Origin of the sequence: Psychrobacter sp. MF31, from assembly GCF_012847335.1 — a bacterium.
Lineage (GTDB): Bacteria > Pseudomonadota > Gammaproteobacteria > Pseudomonadales > Moraxellaceae > Psychrobacter.
The window spans coordinates 612,669-628,241 of sequence record NZ_JABBDX010000001.1; the positions used below are offsets into that span (position 1 = coordinate 612,669).

Sequence of the window (15,573 nt, forward strand, 5' to 3'; positions counted from 1 at the left end):
GAAGTCAGATTGATTCCAAGGTGGGATTACAGCGGTAAAGTTAACGATTAAGCATCGTAAGGGTCGCGCAAAATGATGGTTTCATCGCGATCAGGACCCGTTGAGATAATGTCCACGGGGCAGTCGATAAGCGCCTCAATGCGCTTGATATAGATTTTGGCATTTTCTGGCAAATCATCATAATTGGTGATGCCAACGGTCGACTCGCTCCAACCTTTTAAGGTTTCATACTTTGGCGTAACTGACTCATAGAATTCTGCATCATGAGCGCCGGCGCATTCGTTTTCTGGAAGCTCGTAGCCCACGCCAATGAGCAATTCATCCAAACCATCTAACACGTCAAGTTTGGTTAAGCAAATCCCTGACATTGAGTTGAGCACCACAGCGCGGCGAAGCCCTTCGGCATCAAACCAACCACAGCGGCGAGCGCGACCGGTTGTTGCACCAAACTCGTGACCCACTTTCGCCAAATGCGCGCCAACGTCATCAAAAAGTTCAGTGGGGAATGGTCCACTACCTACGCGTGTGGTATAAGCTTTGGTGATTCCGAGCACATAATCCAAATATAAAGGACCAATGCCAGTTCCGGTAGACACGCCGCCTGCGGTTACGCTTGAGCTGGTCACAAACGGATAAGTCCCGTGGTCAATGTCTAAAAGCGTGCCTTGAGCACCTTCAAACATAAGGTTTTTGCCTTCGCGGCGCAGTTTGTCTAAGTCGTCCGTCACATCGGTCACCAAGTCTTTTAATTCTTCGCGCCATTCATGACAAAGCTTTAAGGTTTCATCAAAATCAATACCATCAACTTGATAATACTGAGTCAATTGAAAGTTATGATAGTCAATCAAATTGCGCAATTTTTCAGGTAAATCCTCACGGAACAAATCCGCAAGCTTGATCGCTCGGCGGGCTACTTTGTCCTCGTAAGCAGGACCGATACCGCGACCGGTCGTGCCGATTTTGCCGCCAGCAAGCTTCGCTTCACGAGCTTGGTCAAGGGCAACGTGATACGGCATAATCAGCGGACAATTTGGCGACACACGCAGACGCTCACGAACCGGAACGTTGTTGTCTTCAAGATTTTTCATCTCTTTTAATAGCGCGTCTGGCGCGAGCACCACACCATTACCGATAAAGCAGGTCACGCCTTCGCGCAAAATACCTGAGGGAATCAAGTGCAACACCGTTTTTTTGCCATCGACAACAAGCGTATGACCGGCGTTATGACCGCCTTGAAATCGTGCTACTGCAGCGGCTTTTTCGGTGAGCAAATCGACGATTTTACCTTTACCCTCATCGCCCCATTGGCTCCCTAAAACTACGACGTTCTTACCCATGATTCATCCTCTTAGTGATGTAATAACTGTGCTAAAAAACACGGTCAAGCAAACTTTAAAACGGTTTAAAATTAAGCAGAAATACTCATCAATTGCCAAGCGCCATCAACCAACGCCAAGCGGTGCGTTAATTTATTTGGAATATCCTCTTGACTTAATGGCAGGGTCACACAAGCGCCCAAATCGCGAAGCTCATGGATCGTTTTTTGTAGCGCTGCTGATTGCTTAGTATCAGCCGATTGCAAATCTGCAAAATCAACCACGACAATTTTGGGGGCAGTAAGTGCAATGTGATTGACCAATCGGCTCACATCTAAACTAAATCCCGTTGCCGCGCGCCGCGACTGACTTTTTTTGCCATCAAAGCGACCACCACGAACTAAAGGCTGCGACTCATTATTGATATAGCCGTTAAATACGATACCGGTATGGTAGTGATAGCCGGACAGTTCAGTGACATCAATGCTCACTTGGCACTGCCATTGCTTCTCTAAATGCGCTTTTAAGGTCATCAAATCAGCCGCCGCTTCCATCAATACCGCATCAGCTTTGGCAGCTTGCGATAGCGTTTGCAAAAGTGTTGGAATATCATGACCAAACCGCGCCAGCGCATAAAAGTCATCGCCCATGGCAAACGATTGACAAAAGCGTTTGAGCTCAGGTAAGTTTTTATTGGCATAAAATTGCATCAACTGTTGGCTGTCATCCTCGGTCAGTTCAGCAAGCAATGATAAGCGCTCAAAAATCGCCACATGACCCAAATCAATATGCAGCTGAGCGTTTAAGTTTAACTCACTGAGCATGGCAAACAGCATGTCAATCAGCTCAATGTCAGCGGCAAGGGCTGTACAACCAAAGATTTCAGCGCCCAGTTGCAACGGCGTTCTTGAACCGAAAAGCCCATTTGGCAGGGTATGAATGACTTGACCGGCGTAGCAATAGCGCGCGATTCCCATCCCACCATGATGGCGATCGATTCGCAAAATTTGCGGCGTGATATCCGCGCGAAGCCCCATCAAGCGACCCGTCAATTGATCGATGATTTTAAAGGTTTGGCGTTTTAAATCCTCTGAGGCATCACTTAATAAGGATTCAGTGAACTCAATCATCGGCGGGCTGACTAACTGATAACCGTGAGAAATCAGCTTTTGGATCAAGCTATGGCGAAGCACTTCTTGCTTTTGGGCATCGTCAAATAAGACATCGCTGACCCCATCAGGAAGCAGCCAATTGCTTGCCACTTCATGGTCAAAATTGCGATAAGGAAGGTGCGGGATCTTAGGGAAATCATCCCCTTGATCGGCGGCAGGTTGAGCTAAATGAGAACAAACAGACACAATAAATCCTTGTTTGGCATAGCGCTTGCCAATAGGCGCGGCATAACTCGAACTAACATTTTTTAATTAAAGGCTTATCATTATTAAAAATTGTAGCGGTTTTATGCAATAAATTTTCAAGGCACTTTATCATCAAGTTTAGCATAATCGCTAAGGCTCGCCTAGTCACAATTGGGTTAATTGTGCCGCTTATTTTATTCAAGCCGTAGTTTTTGTATGGCTATTTGCTTGTCAATTAGAATAAGCCCTTCCCTTCAAGCTTGAGCTAAGTAGAAAATGTGATCAACTCCTTATAGCAGTCATGTTACACTAACCCATCACTTATTTTGGAGGAGTTATGTCGCAAGATTATCATCCCAATCCGGCAATCAATCAAACCAACGTGCTAGGAACAGCGCTTGCCAGCTGCTGCTTTGATCCGATCACCGGCTATTATCGCAACGGCTTTTGTCACACGGGTAACTTTGATACCGGTCAGCATACCGTTTGCGCCAAAATGACCAGCGAATTTTTAAACTTTTCGGCAAGTCGCGGCAATGATTTAATCACCCCGCTTCCTGAATTTAATTTTCCAGGGCTAAAACCGGGAGATTTTTGGTGCATTTGTGCCCTCAGATGGGTGGAAGCGCTTGATTTTGACGTTGCCCCGCCGCTTAAATTGACCGCTTGCCATGAAAGTTTACTCACCCTTGTGGACATTGAAACGCTCAAACGCTTTGCGATTTAAGTCAGCATTTATCCGATCACTTAATTTTTGAAACTTAAATTTTGAAAAAAGGAGGGGGCATGAGCCGCGATGATCCTAAGCTTAACCCCATCACCACACGAATCACTTCTGACCCCGATGCCAGCCGCTTATTTGCAACTCATGAACACTCAGAACTTGCCGATTTAGACTCTGACAGCTATATCTATGGCGACTCAGAAGCCACGCTTGAGGACACCATTGAGACCATGACGGTCTATGATCCGGACTCTGAGCGCTATGAGGATATTGAATTTACCAGTATTGATGAGGTGGTTAACTGCTATTCGTACTCGCGAAAAACGGGCGAGAAGCTCGATAGTCTTGAAATTAAAGACGTGAGCCGCGCTTTAACCAATAACGGTCAATTTATTTGGCTTGGGCTTTATGACCCAAGTTTGCAAACTATTGAGGACGTTAAAAGCGCCTTTGATTTGCATGAGCTGGCGATCGAGGACGCCTTTGCCGACCATCAGCGCGCCAAAGTCGAAAATTATGATAACGATACGATATTTTTGGTCATTCGAACGGCAAAGCTTGAAAATAACGTCATCCGCTATGGCACAACCGCCATTTTTATGGGCAAAAATTATTTAATTACCATTCGAAATGGTCCCTCAAACTCTTACGCGCCGGTTCGCGAGCACTGCCACCGCCGACCTGAAAAGCTGCGGATGGGACCTATTTTTGTCTTACACGCCATTCTTGACTTTATCGTTGATAACTATATGCCGGTCACCGATCGCCTTGGCAGTTATTTGCGTGAGCAAGAACGCAATATTTTTACCTATACTTTTAGTAAAGAAACGCTGCAAAATCTGTATGAATTAAAAGCACAATTGGTGCATATGCGCGCGGTTATTTTACCGGTTCAGGACATTTGTAGCTTTTTTATCAATCATAAAAAAAGCGATTTGGTTTCCCCTTTCTCGCAAGCCGCAAAGCCTTATTTTCGCGACGTGAACGACCATTTATTACACTCGCTTGATGCCATTAACGGTTTAAATGAGATGCTCAGCGTGGTGATGAACACCTATCTTGCGATGGTAAATATGGGTCAAAACGAAGTCGTTCGTAAGCTTGCGGCTTGGGCAGGGATTTTAGCCGTTCCAACAGCGATTGCAGGAATTTATGGGATGAACTTTGATTTTATGCCTGAGCTGCATTGGAAGTTTTCTTATTTGGTAATTATGCTCATCATTGGCGGGCTTTGTAGCTATTTGTACTATAACTTTAAACGTTTAGGATGGCTTTAAGTATTTGATATTTAATATAAAAAATTTTATTATTAATTTTTAAAGCATTTATTTGGTAAATAAATAATTGATAATCATTATACATTGTAATATTATTTGAGCCAATTCTTACTACGATGATGCTCGTTATCACAGATTTATTGCGCTTAATATCCCATTAAGCCTGTGCTCAAATGAGGTTATGATGCAATTATCCAAGTTATCTCAAGCCGTGGCGCTCAGTGCTGCTGCCCTTGTCCTTAGTGCTTGCAATAATGATTCTGACAATGAATCAAACGTCGTTCGCGATGTCACGCCGCCGTTATTAACCACGGATGACAATTTTACCAGTGGTCACACTAGCGTTGCTGGCGTATTTTTAGTCGGCGATGCTAAAGATGATGGCGGGGTCAAATCCGTCACTTATCAGATCAATGATGGCGCGCCAACGGCTCTTAACATTGATAATAATGGTCATTTTGCGCAAACTATCGCGTTAAATCGCGGTGAAAATGCCATTAAATTAACGGCAACGGACAAGGTTGGCAATCAATTAAGCCTAAATAAAGCCATTTATTTAGGTGACACCATTGCCGCTGGAAATTCGCATTCGGGGGCGATTAAAGACGGCAAACTTTTTGGTTGGGGTCGCAATAACTTTGGGCAAACCGGCATTGGCATCACTTCAAAGTTTGGGGAAGCTACCCATCCTGATACGCCAAAATTGGTTAATAATGCGCCAACGGATTTGGTCAGCTTAAGTTTTAACCAAAACCACTCGCTGACTATCGATAAAAACGGTCAAGTTTACAGTTGGGGTGAGGACAAATTGGGGCAATTAGGTCGCGGTAATAATGGTCGCGACAACTGCACGACCGCAAAAAATGACTGCCGATTGACCATTGCCGCCATTCCCAATATGACAAATGCCGTGACAATAGCAGCAGGCTATCGCCATAATTTAGTGCTTGATGGCGATGGTAACGTTTGGGCGTTTGGCGCAGGAAGCAATGGTCAGCTTGGCAATGGTCAAGCGACAGACAGCAGCTCACCAGTTCAAGTTGATTTTTCCAAAGCTGAAAATGTTGGTCGCATCATTCAAGTGGCAGCAACTGCCAACTCTTCGTTTGCGCTCGATGATAAAGGTCAAGTTTGGGGTTGGGGCAGCGATGCTTACGCCAACTTTGGTCGCGGAACCCCGTGTAATAAAGCTGCTAGTTGCGTTGATGTTCAAGCAACCCCGATATTGCTTCCGGTCAGCAACATCAGCGCTCAAGATGAAAAAATTATCCAATTAGCAACTGGTCGCGACCATGTCTTGGCACTCACCAATAAAAACACCGTTTACGGTTGGGGGCTGAATGCCACAAGCCAAATCGGCTATAACGGTTCAGGATTTAAAGATAACGACAAATCTTGGGGCAGTATCGTAACCACGGCTAAAATCTTGCCTTGGTTTCAAGATAAATCCGTTCGCAGGCTATTTGCTAATGGCAACTTAAGCTACGCGCTACTCAATGACGGCAAAGCTTATCCTTGGGGCATGTACGGCGAAACTAAAAATATTGATGGTAAAGATAAAACTGTTTATGACAACCTCAACGAGCCTGAAGACCGACTTCAAAATATGAAAGCGATTGACAATATGGCAATGGGATCGCTGCACCAAATTGCTAAAGAAAAAGACGGCAGCATTTTTAGTTGGGGCTGGAGCTTTGAGGGTTCACTAGGTAAGAAAGATACCCTTGATACGTGGATGTTTAATACGCCCATCGTTGTTGATTTTCCTGCCAATTAAACGGTTACTTATCCGCAATAGCACAAACAAAGGGGGCTTAAGTTGAGCCGCCTTTTTTATTTGCCAACATCGTTTTTTATTAGGGTTGTTCATGACCATTCATTTTTTTAACGCTCGCGTTTCAAGCAAAAAACCGGTTCTAACCTTGACTGCTCTGAGCTTTGCGCTATTGCTTAGCGGTTGCGGCGGCGCTGATGACAGCGAAAATGTTACGCCAAGCCAGCTAAATCCGCCGATCACTCCGGACAACTCAAACCCTACCGATATCAATTGGCAACCAGTCGGCGGCGCGGCAACCATTGCAGGCGACAGCTACCGCCCGTTTTTGCAAATTATCCCAAACTTGCCAAGCCATGAATTTAGCAACGTCTCAACCGGTCGAGAATTATTTGTGGCTCAGTGGCAACCGGCAAATCAAGGTCAGCCGCTGCTTGATGGTTTAGGCCCGCTATTTAACGCCAACGCTTGTACCCAGTGCCATAGTGACTCAGGTCGCAAAGCAGTTTATCTCGCCAATGGTGAGCTGAGCGATGCGATTTTATTTCGTTTGGGTGATAAAAATGGTTTGGCGCATGCCGATTTTGGCGAACAGCTTCAGCATCAAAGTATTGATGCCAGCATTTTACCCGAAGGTCGCGTCCGCTTTGCACCAATCGCCGCGACAAGTACAAACCCTGCCGGAATCCAATTTAATTTTACGCCAAGCGATAGCAATCAATCGTTAGGCGCAACTGCAATGAGCGGTCGCATCTCCCCACAGCTGCTTGGAATGGGACTGCTTGATTTAATCCCTGAAGCCGATATTATTGCAGCTAGCAACAATGCCAAAAAAGACGGCGTCAAAGGTCGCGTTCATTTTGTTGAGGATCATGGTCAAAAAAAGGTGGGTAGGTTTGGTTGGAAAGCCATCAATCCAAGCCTTCGCGTTCAAAATGCCAATGCCATGTCACAAGATATGGGGCTAACTTCCTCGGTATTTTTAGCGCCCAATTGCACGGTCAATCAGCCAAGCTGCTGGACGCTACCAAATGGCGGTAGCCCTGAAGTTAGCGACAGCGTTCTTGATGCGGTGACCGACTTTATGACCGCCCTTGCCGTTCCCGACCGCCGGATTGACAATTTAGCCACCTTTAATGAAGGCGCTCAGCTTTTTGATGATGTGGGCTGCGCAAGCTGTCACATCCCTAAGCAAAAAACTGGTAACAGCCCGCGCTTTGCCCTACTTGCCAATCAAGTGATTTACCCTTACACCGATTTATTTCTTCATGATATGGGCGCAGGACTTGATGATGGCGTGAAGGAAAAAGGCGCGGAAAGCTTTGAATGGCGAACGCCGCCGCTTTGGGGCATTGGCATTACTGCAAAAGACCAAAACGCGCGCTTTTTGCATGACGGCCGCGCAAGCTCAATCACCGACGCCGTTCTTTGGCATGGCGGTGAAGCAGCAACAGCAAAATCGCGATTTGAAAAACTGGACGATAGCAAAAAGCAAACGCTGCTTAACTTTATTAACCGGATTTAAATTTTTTAGCATTTAATAAAAACCCTAGAACACGTCAATTGCTCTAGGGTTTTTTATGGTGGTTTAAATTTGAAGCCGTTTAATTTAAATAGGCATTTAAACTTTCGGCGGATTGCTCTCTTGTTTCACCGGATGCTGGTAGTCGGCAAGCGTATCCTCTGGGCTACCAAAGGTTTTTGCCGTCCATGTCAAAATCACCACCGAACCACTTAACGCCAAAATCGCAATCGAAATCGTTGCAAGCAGCCACAAGTGAAAATAATCTGAAACGGCTTGAACATCAACCACCAAATGCCGCGACAGCGCAGTGATGGCAATAAAAATTAAAAACTGAACTGGCAGTCGGTGGGTTTTAAAATAAATGCCAATCATCGCGAGCAATTCAAGGTAAATAAACAGCAGCAAGATGTCTTTTAAATCTGCCGCGCCCTTTTGAAGAATGACAACAAACTCTTTTCCTGCCGTCCAAACCACCACCACGGTAATTAAAAATAAAATTGCATAGTGGCATAGATCAACAAAGGTACGACCTGCCGACTGTAGCGACGCGGGGCAATGGCGATTACTCATATCAGCTCATAATATCGACATCAAGCCCCGCCGCTTTTTCAGCAGCAGCAACTGTTTGGCGAATCAACGTGTTAATGGTCATAGGACCAACGCCACCTGGAACTGGCGTATAAGCGCTCGCTACCTTTTCTAATCCGGAAAGCTCAATATCGCCAACGCCGCCTGATTCGGTTGGATGGAATCCAGCATCAACCACGACCGCACCTTGTTTAATCCATTCAGCGCGAATCAATTCTGGAACGCCTACCGCCCCTACAATGATATCGGCGCGCTTCACAAAACTTGCCAAATCTTGGCTTTTTGAATGGCAAATCGTCACCGTACAATTGGCATTCAATAGCATCATCGCCATTGGTTTTCCTAAGATTGGGCTGCGACCCACCACAACGGCTTCTTTACCAGCAAGATCAATGCCATAATGATTCAGCAGATGCATGATACCTTGTGGCGTACACGAGCCAAACGCCGCCTCACCCATACTCATGCGCCCAAAACCAAGACAAGTTACGCCATCAACATCTTTATCAAGGTCGATTTGCTCAAAGCAGGCGCGCTCATCGATGTGGCTTGGCACTGGATGCTGAAGTAAAATGCCGTGAACGTCTGGATTATGATTTAACTCATCAATTTTGGCTTTGAGCTCCTCAGTCGTGGTCGCGCTTGGCATCTCAACTTTCATCGAATCCATGCCAACGCGCTTGCAAGCATTGCCTTTCATGCGAACATAGGTGGCAGAAGCGGGGTCATCACCAACCAAAATCGTCGCTAAAATCGGCGTTCGACCCGTTTTTTGCTTTAAATTTTCTACGCGAGCGCTTAAGTTTGCTTCAATTTTTTTTGCCAGTGCCTTACCATCAAGCACCAAAGCCGATGCAGTTTCGGTCGTTGGCGTAGTCGTTGACATCCGGTTTGAATCATCATTAGACGTTACAGTAATCTCAGCTTGTGACATAGCAGCTCCATAGATAAAGCGCGGCAAAGTAGCGCAAAATTGAGCCTTATTGTACCTATCTTAAGGTCAAAAACCCACCCGAAAGCCTGATTTTCGCGCAAATTCTCCCAAAAAAACTCATACGCTTAAGTCAGCAATAATTTCTTATTTTTTATCTTTAATAAAATAATTCAACAAAATCAATAGCAAGCTAACAATTGCGCAAATTTATAAAAAAATGACTTGTAATTTAAAAAATATTTGCTAATATGGGTCACCTTGATGGGCTGGATGGCAGAGTGGTCATGCAGCGGACTGCAACTCCGTTAACGCCGGTTCGATTCCGACTCCAGCCTCCAAATTTAAAAAAGTCGTTAAATTTTACTTGCAATTTTAAAAAAGTAACCTATAATAGCGACCACTGAGTTAAGCAGCCAATCGCTGATACGCTCAATCAAGTTTTGCCCGGGTGGTGAAATTGGTAGACACAAGGGATTTAAAATCCCTCGCTAGCAATAGCGTGCCGGTTCAAGTCCGGCTCCGGGTACCATTATACAAAAGCCTTACAGTAAATATGCTGTAAGGCTTTTTTATTATTTGAAATTCAAAATGACATCCTTGCGCTTTGAGCAGCAAACTCCGATTTTGATACTTTCTTGATACTTAGACTAGGTAATGCGCTTAAATCTTCAATTTTAGCTTTGGTTACTACCCTGACTGAATGCAGAATATTTTCTAAAAATCCTGGTGTTTTTGAACCGACCGTTGCTACATTGGCGTTATAAGTGGCGTTATCCTGGCTCACTACCATCGGTCTTTTTTTGGTAGTTACCACAATGGTTTCTAAAATCGAGCTCGCGGCTGTGTTCAAACGGCTTTGCTCGGCTTAGAGTTTTTTATCAATACTGATGGTAACACTGGCATTTTTTTAAACAAAAACGCCTACTGATGGCTACCAATAAGTTTTGGCATAACCGCTTCTTTAAAAATACTACAGGATGATCATCACAAGTTAAAAATTGGCTGATCATTGCAGCGTGAAGATAGCTTTTGCTAAGTTGCAACTTGGCTCACAATTATGAGCTCAGCAAAAGCCCTTCAGCGGAAATCAAATCGGGCGTGATGGTTGGATAATGAGTAAAGGTCAAACTAAACCCTAGCTTAGAATCAAGCGCTAACGGCTTGATTTGGCACTCAGCGCCAAGCGGAAAGCTTTGTTTATTGGCAATATGACCAAAGCCAAACCCGCTATAAATCGGCAGTTTGGTTAACTCAAAAAGCTGCTGAACGACCACCGCCATATCATAGCGCGGGTCATAAGCATCCTTACTAAAGCCGGACAACGCCCCAAACACAATCGCTTGCTGACCTTTAAACGCGCCTGCCAAATACAAATCATAAAGCATCCGCTCAACGCGGTAAGGCGTCTCGCCCACCTCTTCTAAAAAGACAATGCCGCCGTCGATTTTTGGTAAAAACTCACTGCCAGCCAGCGCCGATACCACACTTAAATTGCCGCCCCAAATCGTCCCTTGAATCACTTGCTCAGGATTTTTTGCTAAAATCATTGGCAGCGATTTTGCGGTTAAATCGGGTTTTTGAACGTTGACGGTAAGTTTAGGCGTCGTCAACGCGGTGACAAATTGCCGTATGGTATTGCTATCGGGCGTCACTTTACCAAATTCGCTATTAAGCATGGGCGCGGCAAGCGAGCTCATGCCCCCTTTTGCCAGTAACGCACACTGAATCGCGGTCACATCGCTAAATCCCGCTAAAATTGTTCCGTGATCCTTTAACACCCGACCCAAAGCTGCCCAATCAATCAGCGGTAATAATCGCATTGCGCCATAGCCGCCGCCGACGCCCATCAGCAATTTGGGCGCAGCAATACCGCTGGTTGCGATATTTTGCAAATCACTTGCCCGCTGACGATCTGTTCCTGCAAAGCGTAAATACTGCCGATTGACAATCTCAGGATTTTTAATATCAAATCCTGCGCAAGCCAGCCTCAATAGCGCGCGTTTATTGCGAACCACATCACTACTGACGTTCGAGCTGCCAAATAGCCGAGTTTCAACCGTAGGTAAAACGCATTGGCTGACTTTTACTACGGCATTAGAAAGCGGCGCCGTGGTTTCTTCTACTATGGTTTCATCTTTAGTTACCACTTGCAGATTTGCCAACTCAGCACCGCGAGCTGCCCCTGAACCTAGCAACCACCCTGCTGCTGAATAACCGCCCAACCGCGTTAAAAACTGCCGCCGATTGAGCTTAGAGGTATTTTCGGTGTGAGCGTCCGCAACTGCCTTATTCATTACTATGTCATTACTACTTTTTAATTGCTAAATTTCTCTGCGCCAATACCGCAAGTTTTAGGATTACTTAACCGTTACTTGACAGATAAGGTTACTTAATTTTTTATATTCACTATAACAAATCATTAACCAATCTCATTTGCTATTAGCGCAAAACTGTTGTTATAGTAGCAAAAATGCGTGACGAAAATCAGCTCAATTTACCTTTCTTAATGGTGATTTTTGCTTGACCGCTTTTAAAAATATAATTCTAAATTCCATAACGACAATAACTAGGAGCCAATTTCATGACTGATAATAATTCGACCAAAGATAAAGATACTGCAGCAAATGCTCAAACCGATCATCAAAAAGATAGCGCTGCCAATGACCAAGCAACTCATTCAGCACAAAGTTCGTCGTCAATCTCTGATAACAAAACAGACAACCAAACGGCAAAAAACGACAGTGATAAAAACCAAGATAGCAGCGCTGACAAAAACAAAGTAGCAGATAGCGCAAAAGATAAAGACGATGATCAAGACAGCAAAGCTCAAAGCAGCAAAGACAGCGACAACGCTTCAAAATCTGATAAAAAAGACGATGCTAAGAAATCCAGTGACCAAGCCATTGATCAAGACAGTGACGTTGACGATAAAGACAAAAAGCTGCTCGGCGCGGATATGGAATTTATCATTAAAGAAGAAGAAAAAATCAAAGAAAAGCTTAAAGACAGCATTCACCTTGAGCGCTTTACCACTGATATTTCCTTATTTATCAGCTTAATTAAAGACTACTATCAAGGCAACTATCGTAAAATCCCTTATAAATCCATCTCATCGATTGTTATTGGTTTGGTTTATATTTTAAATCCGATTGATATTATCCCTGATTTTATTCCAGTGATCGGTTATGTTGATGATGCGTTAGTGATTGCGTTTTGCTTAAAAATGGTTGAAAAGGACTTGCTTGAATACCAAGCTTGGAAAGAGCAGCAAGGCGACAGCGACTCCAAAGCTAAAAAACAAGACGCTTAATTTTTATTTTTTCGATAAAAAAACAATCATGGCTATTACGGCGATGATTGTTTTTTTTATAAAGATGTATTTATTAACCCCTAATTTGGAACGTCATAATTGGCATTTTCAGGATTGATGCCAAATGAAAAGACAAACGTTGCCGCCAAACTATTAATAATAATAAACATCACATCCAATGAGTTGTGACCTAAAATAAAGCGACCAATTAAAAACGAGATGATGAGCATCAACACAAAAAACCCGCCCAAATAGCTTAAAATCACCGGATGGGTTAAGCGATACGGTGTCTTTGGGGCGGGCTTGTTGCCAAGCACTTTGGTGCGAATGAACCATCCTGCCATATAAGCTAAACCGCCTAAAATCACATATCCCAAAAAGTTCATTGCTGCTGCCCTATTTTATTTTAATGATTTTGAACCGCTATTATTGCTGTCATTTACGTTATCAATCACGATATTGGCATGCGGATTTGCCAAAATATCAACATTAACGTCATCGCAATCGACTTTATAAATGGTATTAGCGCCTTTATAAATAAATGCCAAATATTCACTGTCTAAAAGTGGATCGATATTGGCATAAGCTGGCAAAACGTGCGCCATAACCAGCTGCTTATCAGGGCGCGCAATTACGGCGTCCACATTGTCCGGATCAATTGAAAAATAAGTTTTAAGATTGGCTTTATCAAGCGCTTCTAGCGGCTCAGGATTGTCCCAAACGCGATTGGCACTTTTTGGCTCTTTCATTTGCATGACCCAAGCGCCATTTTGCTCACTGATTTTTATTTGTGCCGGTTCATCATGGCTTACGGTGTAGCAGCCAGAAAATACCGCCAAATCATTGGCTTTGGTATTGACTGCGGTATTGGTAGCCGTGTTATCTTGAGCAGATTTATTATCGCTACAGCCAGACAATAAAGCGCTTGCCGCCATTGACGAAAGCAATATCGTTAAGCTAGCAAGACGGCGATGGTCAAGATTTAAACTAAAGCAAGATAACATCATTCAGCGACCTTAATGTTGAGGTTGGCGTTTGCTGCCACAATGACGGTGAATTTAAAAAGTTTGAGTTAGGGATATTTTAACAGAAATTGGCATCCGTGTTTGCTGCTTACCACGATTTATGCAAAAAAGCGCTTTTCCAAGTGAGCGTAAGATTTGCTATAATATCGGGAGTTGATAACCTTTGAGTCCTTATGTCGCCAATTGATCCGTTAGCTTCCAAACCCAATACAACGATTGCCTATACCGATGGCGCCTGCAAAGGCAATCCAGGTAAGGGCGGCTGGGGGGCGCATTTGATATTTAGTGATGGTCAATCGCAAGACTTTTACGGGGGCGAGCCGCAAACGACCAACAACCGAATGGAGCTGCTTGGCGCGATTGCGGCGCTTGAATACAGCCCCCACCACGATGCGCTTGAGGTTTGGACAGATTCAGGCTATGTTAAAAAAGGCATCACTGAATGGCTTGCCGGCTGGAAAGCTCGAGGTTGGAAAACGTCGAGCAAGCAGCCCGTTGCCAATCAAGACTTGTGGCAGCGCTTAGATCAGCTTTGCCAACATCGGCGCGTCAGTTGGCATTGGGTTAAAGGTCATGCAGGTCACGCAGGAAATGAGCTTGCCGATCAGCTTGCCAATCTTGGGGTCACCTCAAGTCATACGGACAATCCAGGTAAAAAAAAAGCAATGACTCAATCAACGGCGCCTTTAACCATGGATAATGCGGACGCTCATAATGAGGGCTGGATCGGCTCAGACCCACTTGGGTTTGATATGATGGATGATGAGGATAGGTTAGAAGATGACGCTGAAATGTCTTCTGAGCCGTTAACGGCTGAGTCAGCAACCTATCAAAACGAAGCTGAGATCATACCGGAGTTTGACGGCGATACCAGCCGCGCCAATCCGTATTTTACGCCGCTGCTACCGACCCCCATTCATCAAAACCATCCCAACCGCCAACTGATTATGGATACCGAAACGACGGGGCTTGATGCGATGAATGGCGACCGCATCATTGAAGTGGGGATTGTTGAGCTGGTCGGTCGCAAATTTACGGGTGAAAAGCTTCACGTTTATATCAATCCTAATCGCGGTATGGATGAAGAAGTTATCCGAATTCATGGGATTTCTGAGGCATTTTTGGCGGATAAGCCGACTTTTGAACAAATCGCCAAGGCGTTATTAGCATTTATGGAAGGCGCTGAGGTCATCGCTCACAATGCCAGCTTTGATATGACGTTTTTATCGATGGAATTTGGCAAACTTGGCATTTATGATTTTGAGCGCCGAGTGACGGTTACTGACTCGCTTCAGCTTGCCAAACAGCAATATCCGGGACAAAAAAACACGCTAGATGCGCTCGTTCGCAGGCTTGATGTTGGCAAACAAGACCGAACCTTTCACGGGGCATTGCTTGACTCAGAGATTTTAGCTGAAGTTTATTTAGCGATGACCGGCGGTCAAGTATCGCTTGCCATTGAAGATGACGTTGCCGCTGATGGCAGCCAAACAACGCACGCGCAGTTTGCTAATCTAGCGCAATTGCTTGTGGCATCAAGTTCTGATTTAGCCGCGCAGGAGCATTGGCTGACAAGCTTAGCTTCGGACTATCCGGCGCTCAATGCTCAGCTTTCCCAGCAATAATCGCCAGATCATGATTTAGACAACAAAAGCTCAAGCTTAGGCATTGCTTTTCTTAGCAAAACCTTTTTTAATAGTCACCACTATATCAATCATTTTTTTAATTGCTTTTAACCTTGA

14 protein-coding genes and 2 tRNA genes are annotated in these 15,573 nt (G+C 44.6%); 8 read left to right on the plus strand and 8 right to left on the minus strand.

Annotation, left to right across the window (positions count from 1 at the left end):
• Nucleotides 1-47 precede the first annotated feature (47 nt).
• Entirely contained in the window at nucleotides 48-1,337 is a 1,290-nt protein-coding gene (locus tag HF322_RS02600) for an adenylosuccinate synthase (RefSeq protein WP_169391814.1), read from the minus strand.
• A 71-nt stretch (nucleotides 1,338-1,408) separates the two neighbouring features.
• On the minus strand, nucleotides 1,409-2,674 hold the full coding sequence (locus tag HF322_RS02605; protein ID WP_308811471.1) for an ATP phosphoribosyltransferase regulatory subunit: 1,266 nt from the start codon (nucleotides 2,672-2,674) through the stop codon (nucleotides 1,409-1,411).
• Between the two features lie 337 nt (nucleotides 2,675-3,011).
• Between HF322_RS02605 and HF322_RS02610 the strand changes: the two genes are divergently transcribed.
• From HF322_RS02610 to HF322_RS02625, 4 genes are all read left to right on the plus strand, one after another.
• Nucleotides 3,012-3,401: a DUF2237 family protein gene (locus HF322_RS02610; RefSeq protein ID WP_169391815.1), complete on the plus strand. Its 390-nt coding sequence runs from the start codon at nucleotides 3,012-3,014 to the stop codon at nucleotides 3,399-3,401.
• A gap of 59 nt (nucleotides 3,402-3,460) precedes the next feature.
• Nucleotides 3,461-4,675, plus strand: coding sequence for a magnesium/cobalt transporter CorA (corA, locus tag HF322_RS02615; RefSeq protein WP_169391816.1), 1,215 nt, complete (start codon nucleotides 3,461-3,463; stop codon nucleotides 4,673-4,675).
• A 184-nt stretch (nucleotides 4,676-4,859) separates the two neighbouring features.
• A complete protein-coding gene (locus HF322_RS02620; protein ID WP_169391817.1) occupies nucleotides 4,860-6,452 on the plus strand; it encodes a chromosome condensation regulator RCC1 in 1,593 nt (530 codons plus the stop codon).
• A gap of 91 nt (nucleotides 6,453-6,543) precedes the next feature.
• The gene (locus HF322_RS02625; RefSeq protein WP_169391818.1) at nucleotides 6,544-7,974 is read left to right on the plus strand and encodes a di-heme oxidoredictase family protein; all 1,431 of its coding nucleotides are present in this window, start codon (nucleotides 6,544-6,546) and stop codon (nucleotides 7,972-7,974) included.
• Between the two features lie 96 nt (nucleotides 7,975-8,070).
• Here the strand turns inward: HF322_RS02625 and HF322_RS02630 are convergent, their stop codons facing one another.
• Nucleotides 8,071-8,544, minus strand: a complete 474-nt coding sequence (locus HF322_RS02630; protein WP_169391819.1) for a phosphate-starvation-inducible protein PsiE — start codon at nucleotides 8,542-8,544, stop codon at nucleotides 8,071-8,073.
• 1 nt (nucleotide 8,545) lies between these two features.
• Entirely contained in the window at nucleotides 8,546-9,448 is a 903-nt protein-coding gene (gene folD, locus HF322_RS02635; RefSeq protein WP_169391973.1) for a bifunctional methylenetetrahydrofolate dehydrogenase/methenyltetrahydrofolate cyclohydrolase FolD, read from the minus strand.
• Between the two features lie 312 nt (nucleotides 9,449-9,760).
• Between folD and HF322_RS02640 the strand changes: the two genes are divergently transcribed.
• Nucleotides 9,761-9,834, plus strand: a tRNA-Cys gene (locus tag HF322_RS02640).
• A gap of 104 nt (nucleotides 9,835-9,938) precedes the next feature.
• Nucleotides 9,939-10,025: transfer RNA gene (locus HF322_RS02645), tRNA-Leu, on the plus strand.
• Nucleotides 10,026-10,079: 54 nt separating this feature from the next.
• Here the strand turns inward: HF322_RS02645 and HF322_RS02650 are convergent.
• Together HF322_RS02650 and HF322_RS02655 are read right to left on the minus strand one after the other, a co-directional pair.
• A complete protein-coding gene (locus HF322_RS02650; RefSeq protein WP_169391820.1) occupies nucleotides 10,080-10,346 on the minus strand; it encodes a hypothetical protein in 267 nt (88 codons plus the stop codon).
• 205 nt (nucleotides 10,347-10,551) lie between these two features.
• Nucleotides 10,552-11,790, minus strand: a complete 1,239-nt coding sequence (locus HF322_RS02655; RefSeq protein ID WP_169391821.1) for an LD-carboxypeptidase — start codon at nucleotides 11,788-11,790, stop codon at nucleotides 10,552-10,554.
• 287 nt (nucleotides 11,791-12,077) lie between these two features.
• Between HF322_RS02655 and HF322_RS11625 the strand changes: the two genes are divergently transcribed.
• Nucleotides 12,078-12,806: a YkvA family protein gene (locus HF322_RS11625; RefSeq protein ID WP_223193133.1), complete on the plus strand. Its 729-nt coding sequence runs from the start codon at nucleotides 12,078-12,080 to the stop codon at nucleotides 12,804-12,806.
• An 80-nt stretch (nucleotides 12,807-12,886) separates the two neighbouring features.
• Here the strand turns inward: HF322_RS11625 and HF322_RS02665 are convergent, their stop codons facing one another.
• Entirely contained in the window at nucleotides 12,887-13,192 is a 306-nt protein-coding gene (locus tag HF322_RS02665; RefSeq protein ID WP_169391822.1) for a hypothetical protein, read from the minus strand.
• 15 nt (nucleotides 13,193-13,207) lie between these two features.
• Nucleotides 13,208-13,813, minus strand: coding sequence for a hypothetical protein (locus tag HF322_RS02670; protein ID WP_308811472.1), 606 nt, complete (start codon nucleotides 13,811-13,813; stop codon nucleotides 13,208-13,210).
• Between the two features lie 191 nt (nucleotides 13,814-14,004).
• On the opposite strand from HF322_RS02670, the gene dnaQ reads away from it, so the two are divergent.
• Nucleotides 14,005-15,456: a DNA polymerase III subunit epsilon gene (gene dnaQ / locus HF322_RS02675; protein ID WP_169391823.1), complete on the plus strand. Its 1,452-nt coding sequence runs from the start codon at nucleotides 14,005-14,007 to the stop codon at nucleotides 15,454-15,456.
• Nucleotides 15,457-15,573: the final 117 nt, after the last annotated feature.

Excerpts from the sequence above, each read along its gene's own strand:
- corA (WP_169391816.1), top strand. The coding sequence starts at position 3,461 with ATGAGCCGCGATGATCCTAAGCTTAACCCCATCACCACACGAATCACT.
- HF322_RS02655 (WP_169391821.1), bottom strand. The coding sequence starts at position 11,790 with ATGAATAAGGCAGTTGCGGACGCTCACACCGAAAATACCTCTAAGCTC.
- HF322_RS02610 (WP_169391815.1), top strand. The coding sequence starts at position 3,012 with ATGTCGCAAGATTATCATCCCAATCCGGCAATCAATCAAACCAACGTG.
- folD (WP_169391973.1), bottom strand. The coding sequence starts at position 9,448 with ATGTCAACGACTACGCCAACGACCGAAACTGCATCGGCTTTGGTGCTT.
- HF322_RS02630 (WP_169391819.1), bottom strand. The coding sequence starts at position 8,544 with ATGAGTAATCGCCATTGCCCCGCGTCGCTACAGTCGGCAGGTCGTACC.
- HF322_RS02665 (WP_169391822.1), bottom strand. The coding sequence starts at position 13,192 with ATGAACTTTTTGGGATATGTGATTTTAGGCGGTTTAGCTTATATGGCA.
- HF322_RS11625 (WP_223193133.1), top strand. The coding sequence starts at position 12,078 with ATGACTGATAATAATTCGACCAAAGATAAAGATACTGCAGCAAATGCT.
- HF322_RS02670 (WP_308811472.1), bottom strand. The coding sequence starts at position 13,813 with ATGATGTTATCTTGCTTTAGTTTAAATCTTGACCATCGCCGTCTTGCT.
- HF322_RS02625 (WP_169391818.1), top strand. The coding sequence starts at position 6,544 with ATGACCATTCATTTTTTTAACGCTCGCGTTTCAAGCAAAAAACCGGTT.
- dnaQ (WP_169391823.1), top strand. The coding sequence starts at position 14,005 with ATGTCGCCAATTGATCCGTTAGCTTCCAAACCCAATACAACGATTGCC.
- HF322_RS02600 (WP_169391814.1), bottom strand. The coding sequence starts at position 1,337 with ATGGGTAAGAACGTCGTAGTTTTAGGGAGCCAATGGGGCGATGAGGGT.
- HF322_RS02620 (WP_169391817.1), top strand. The coding sequence starts at position 4,860 with ATGCAATTATCCAAGTTATCTCAAGCCGTGGCGCTCAGTGCTGCTGCC.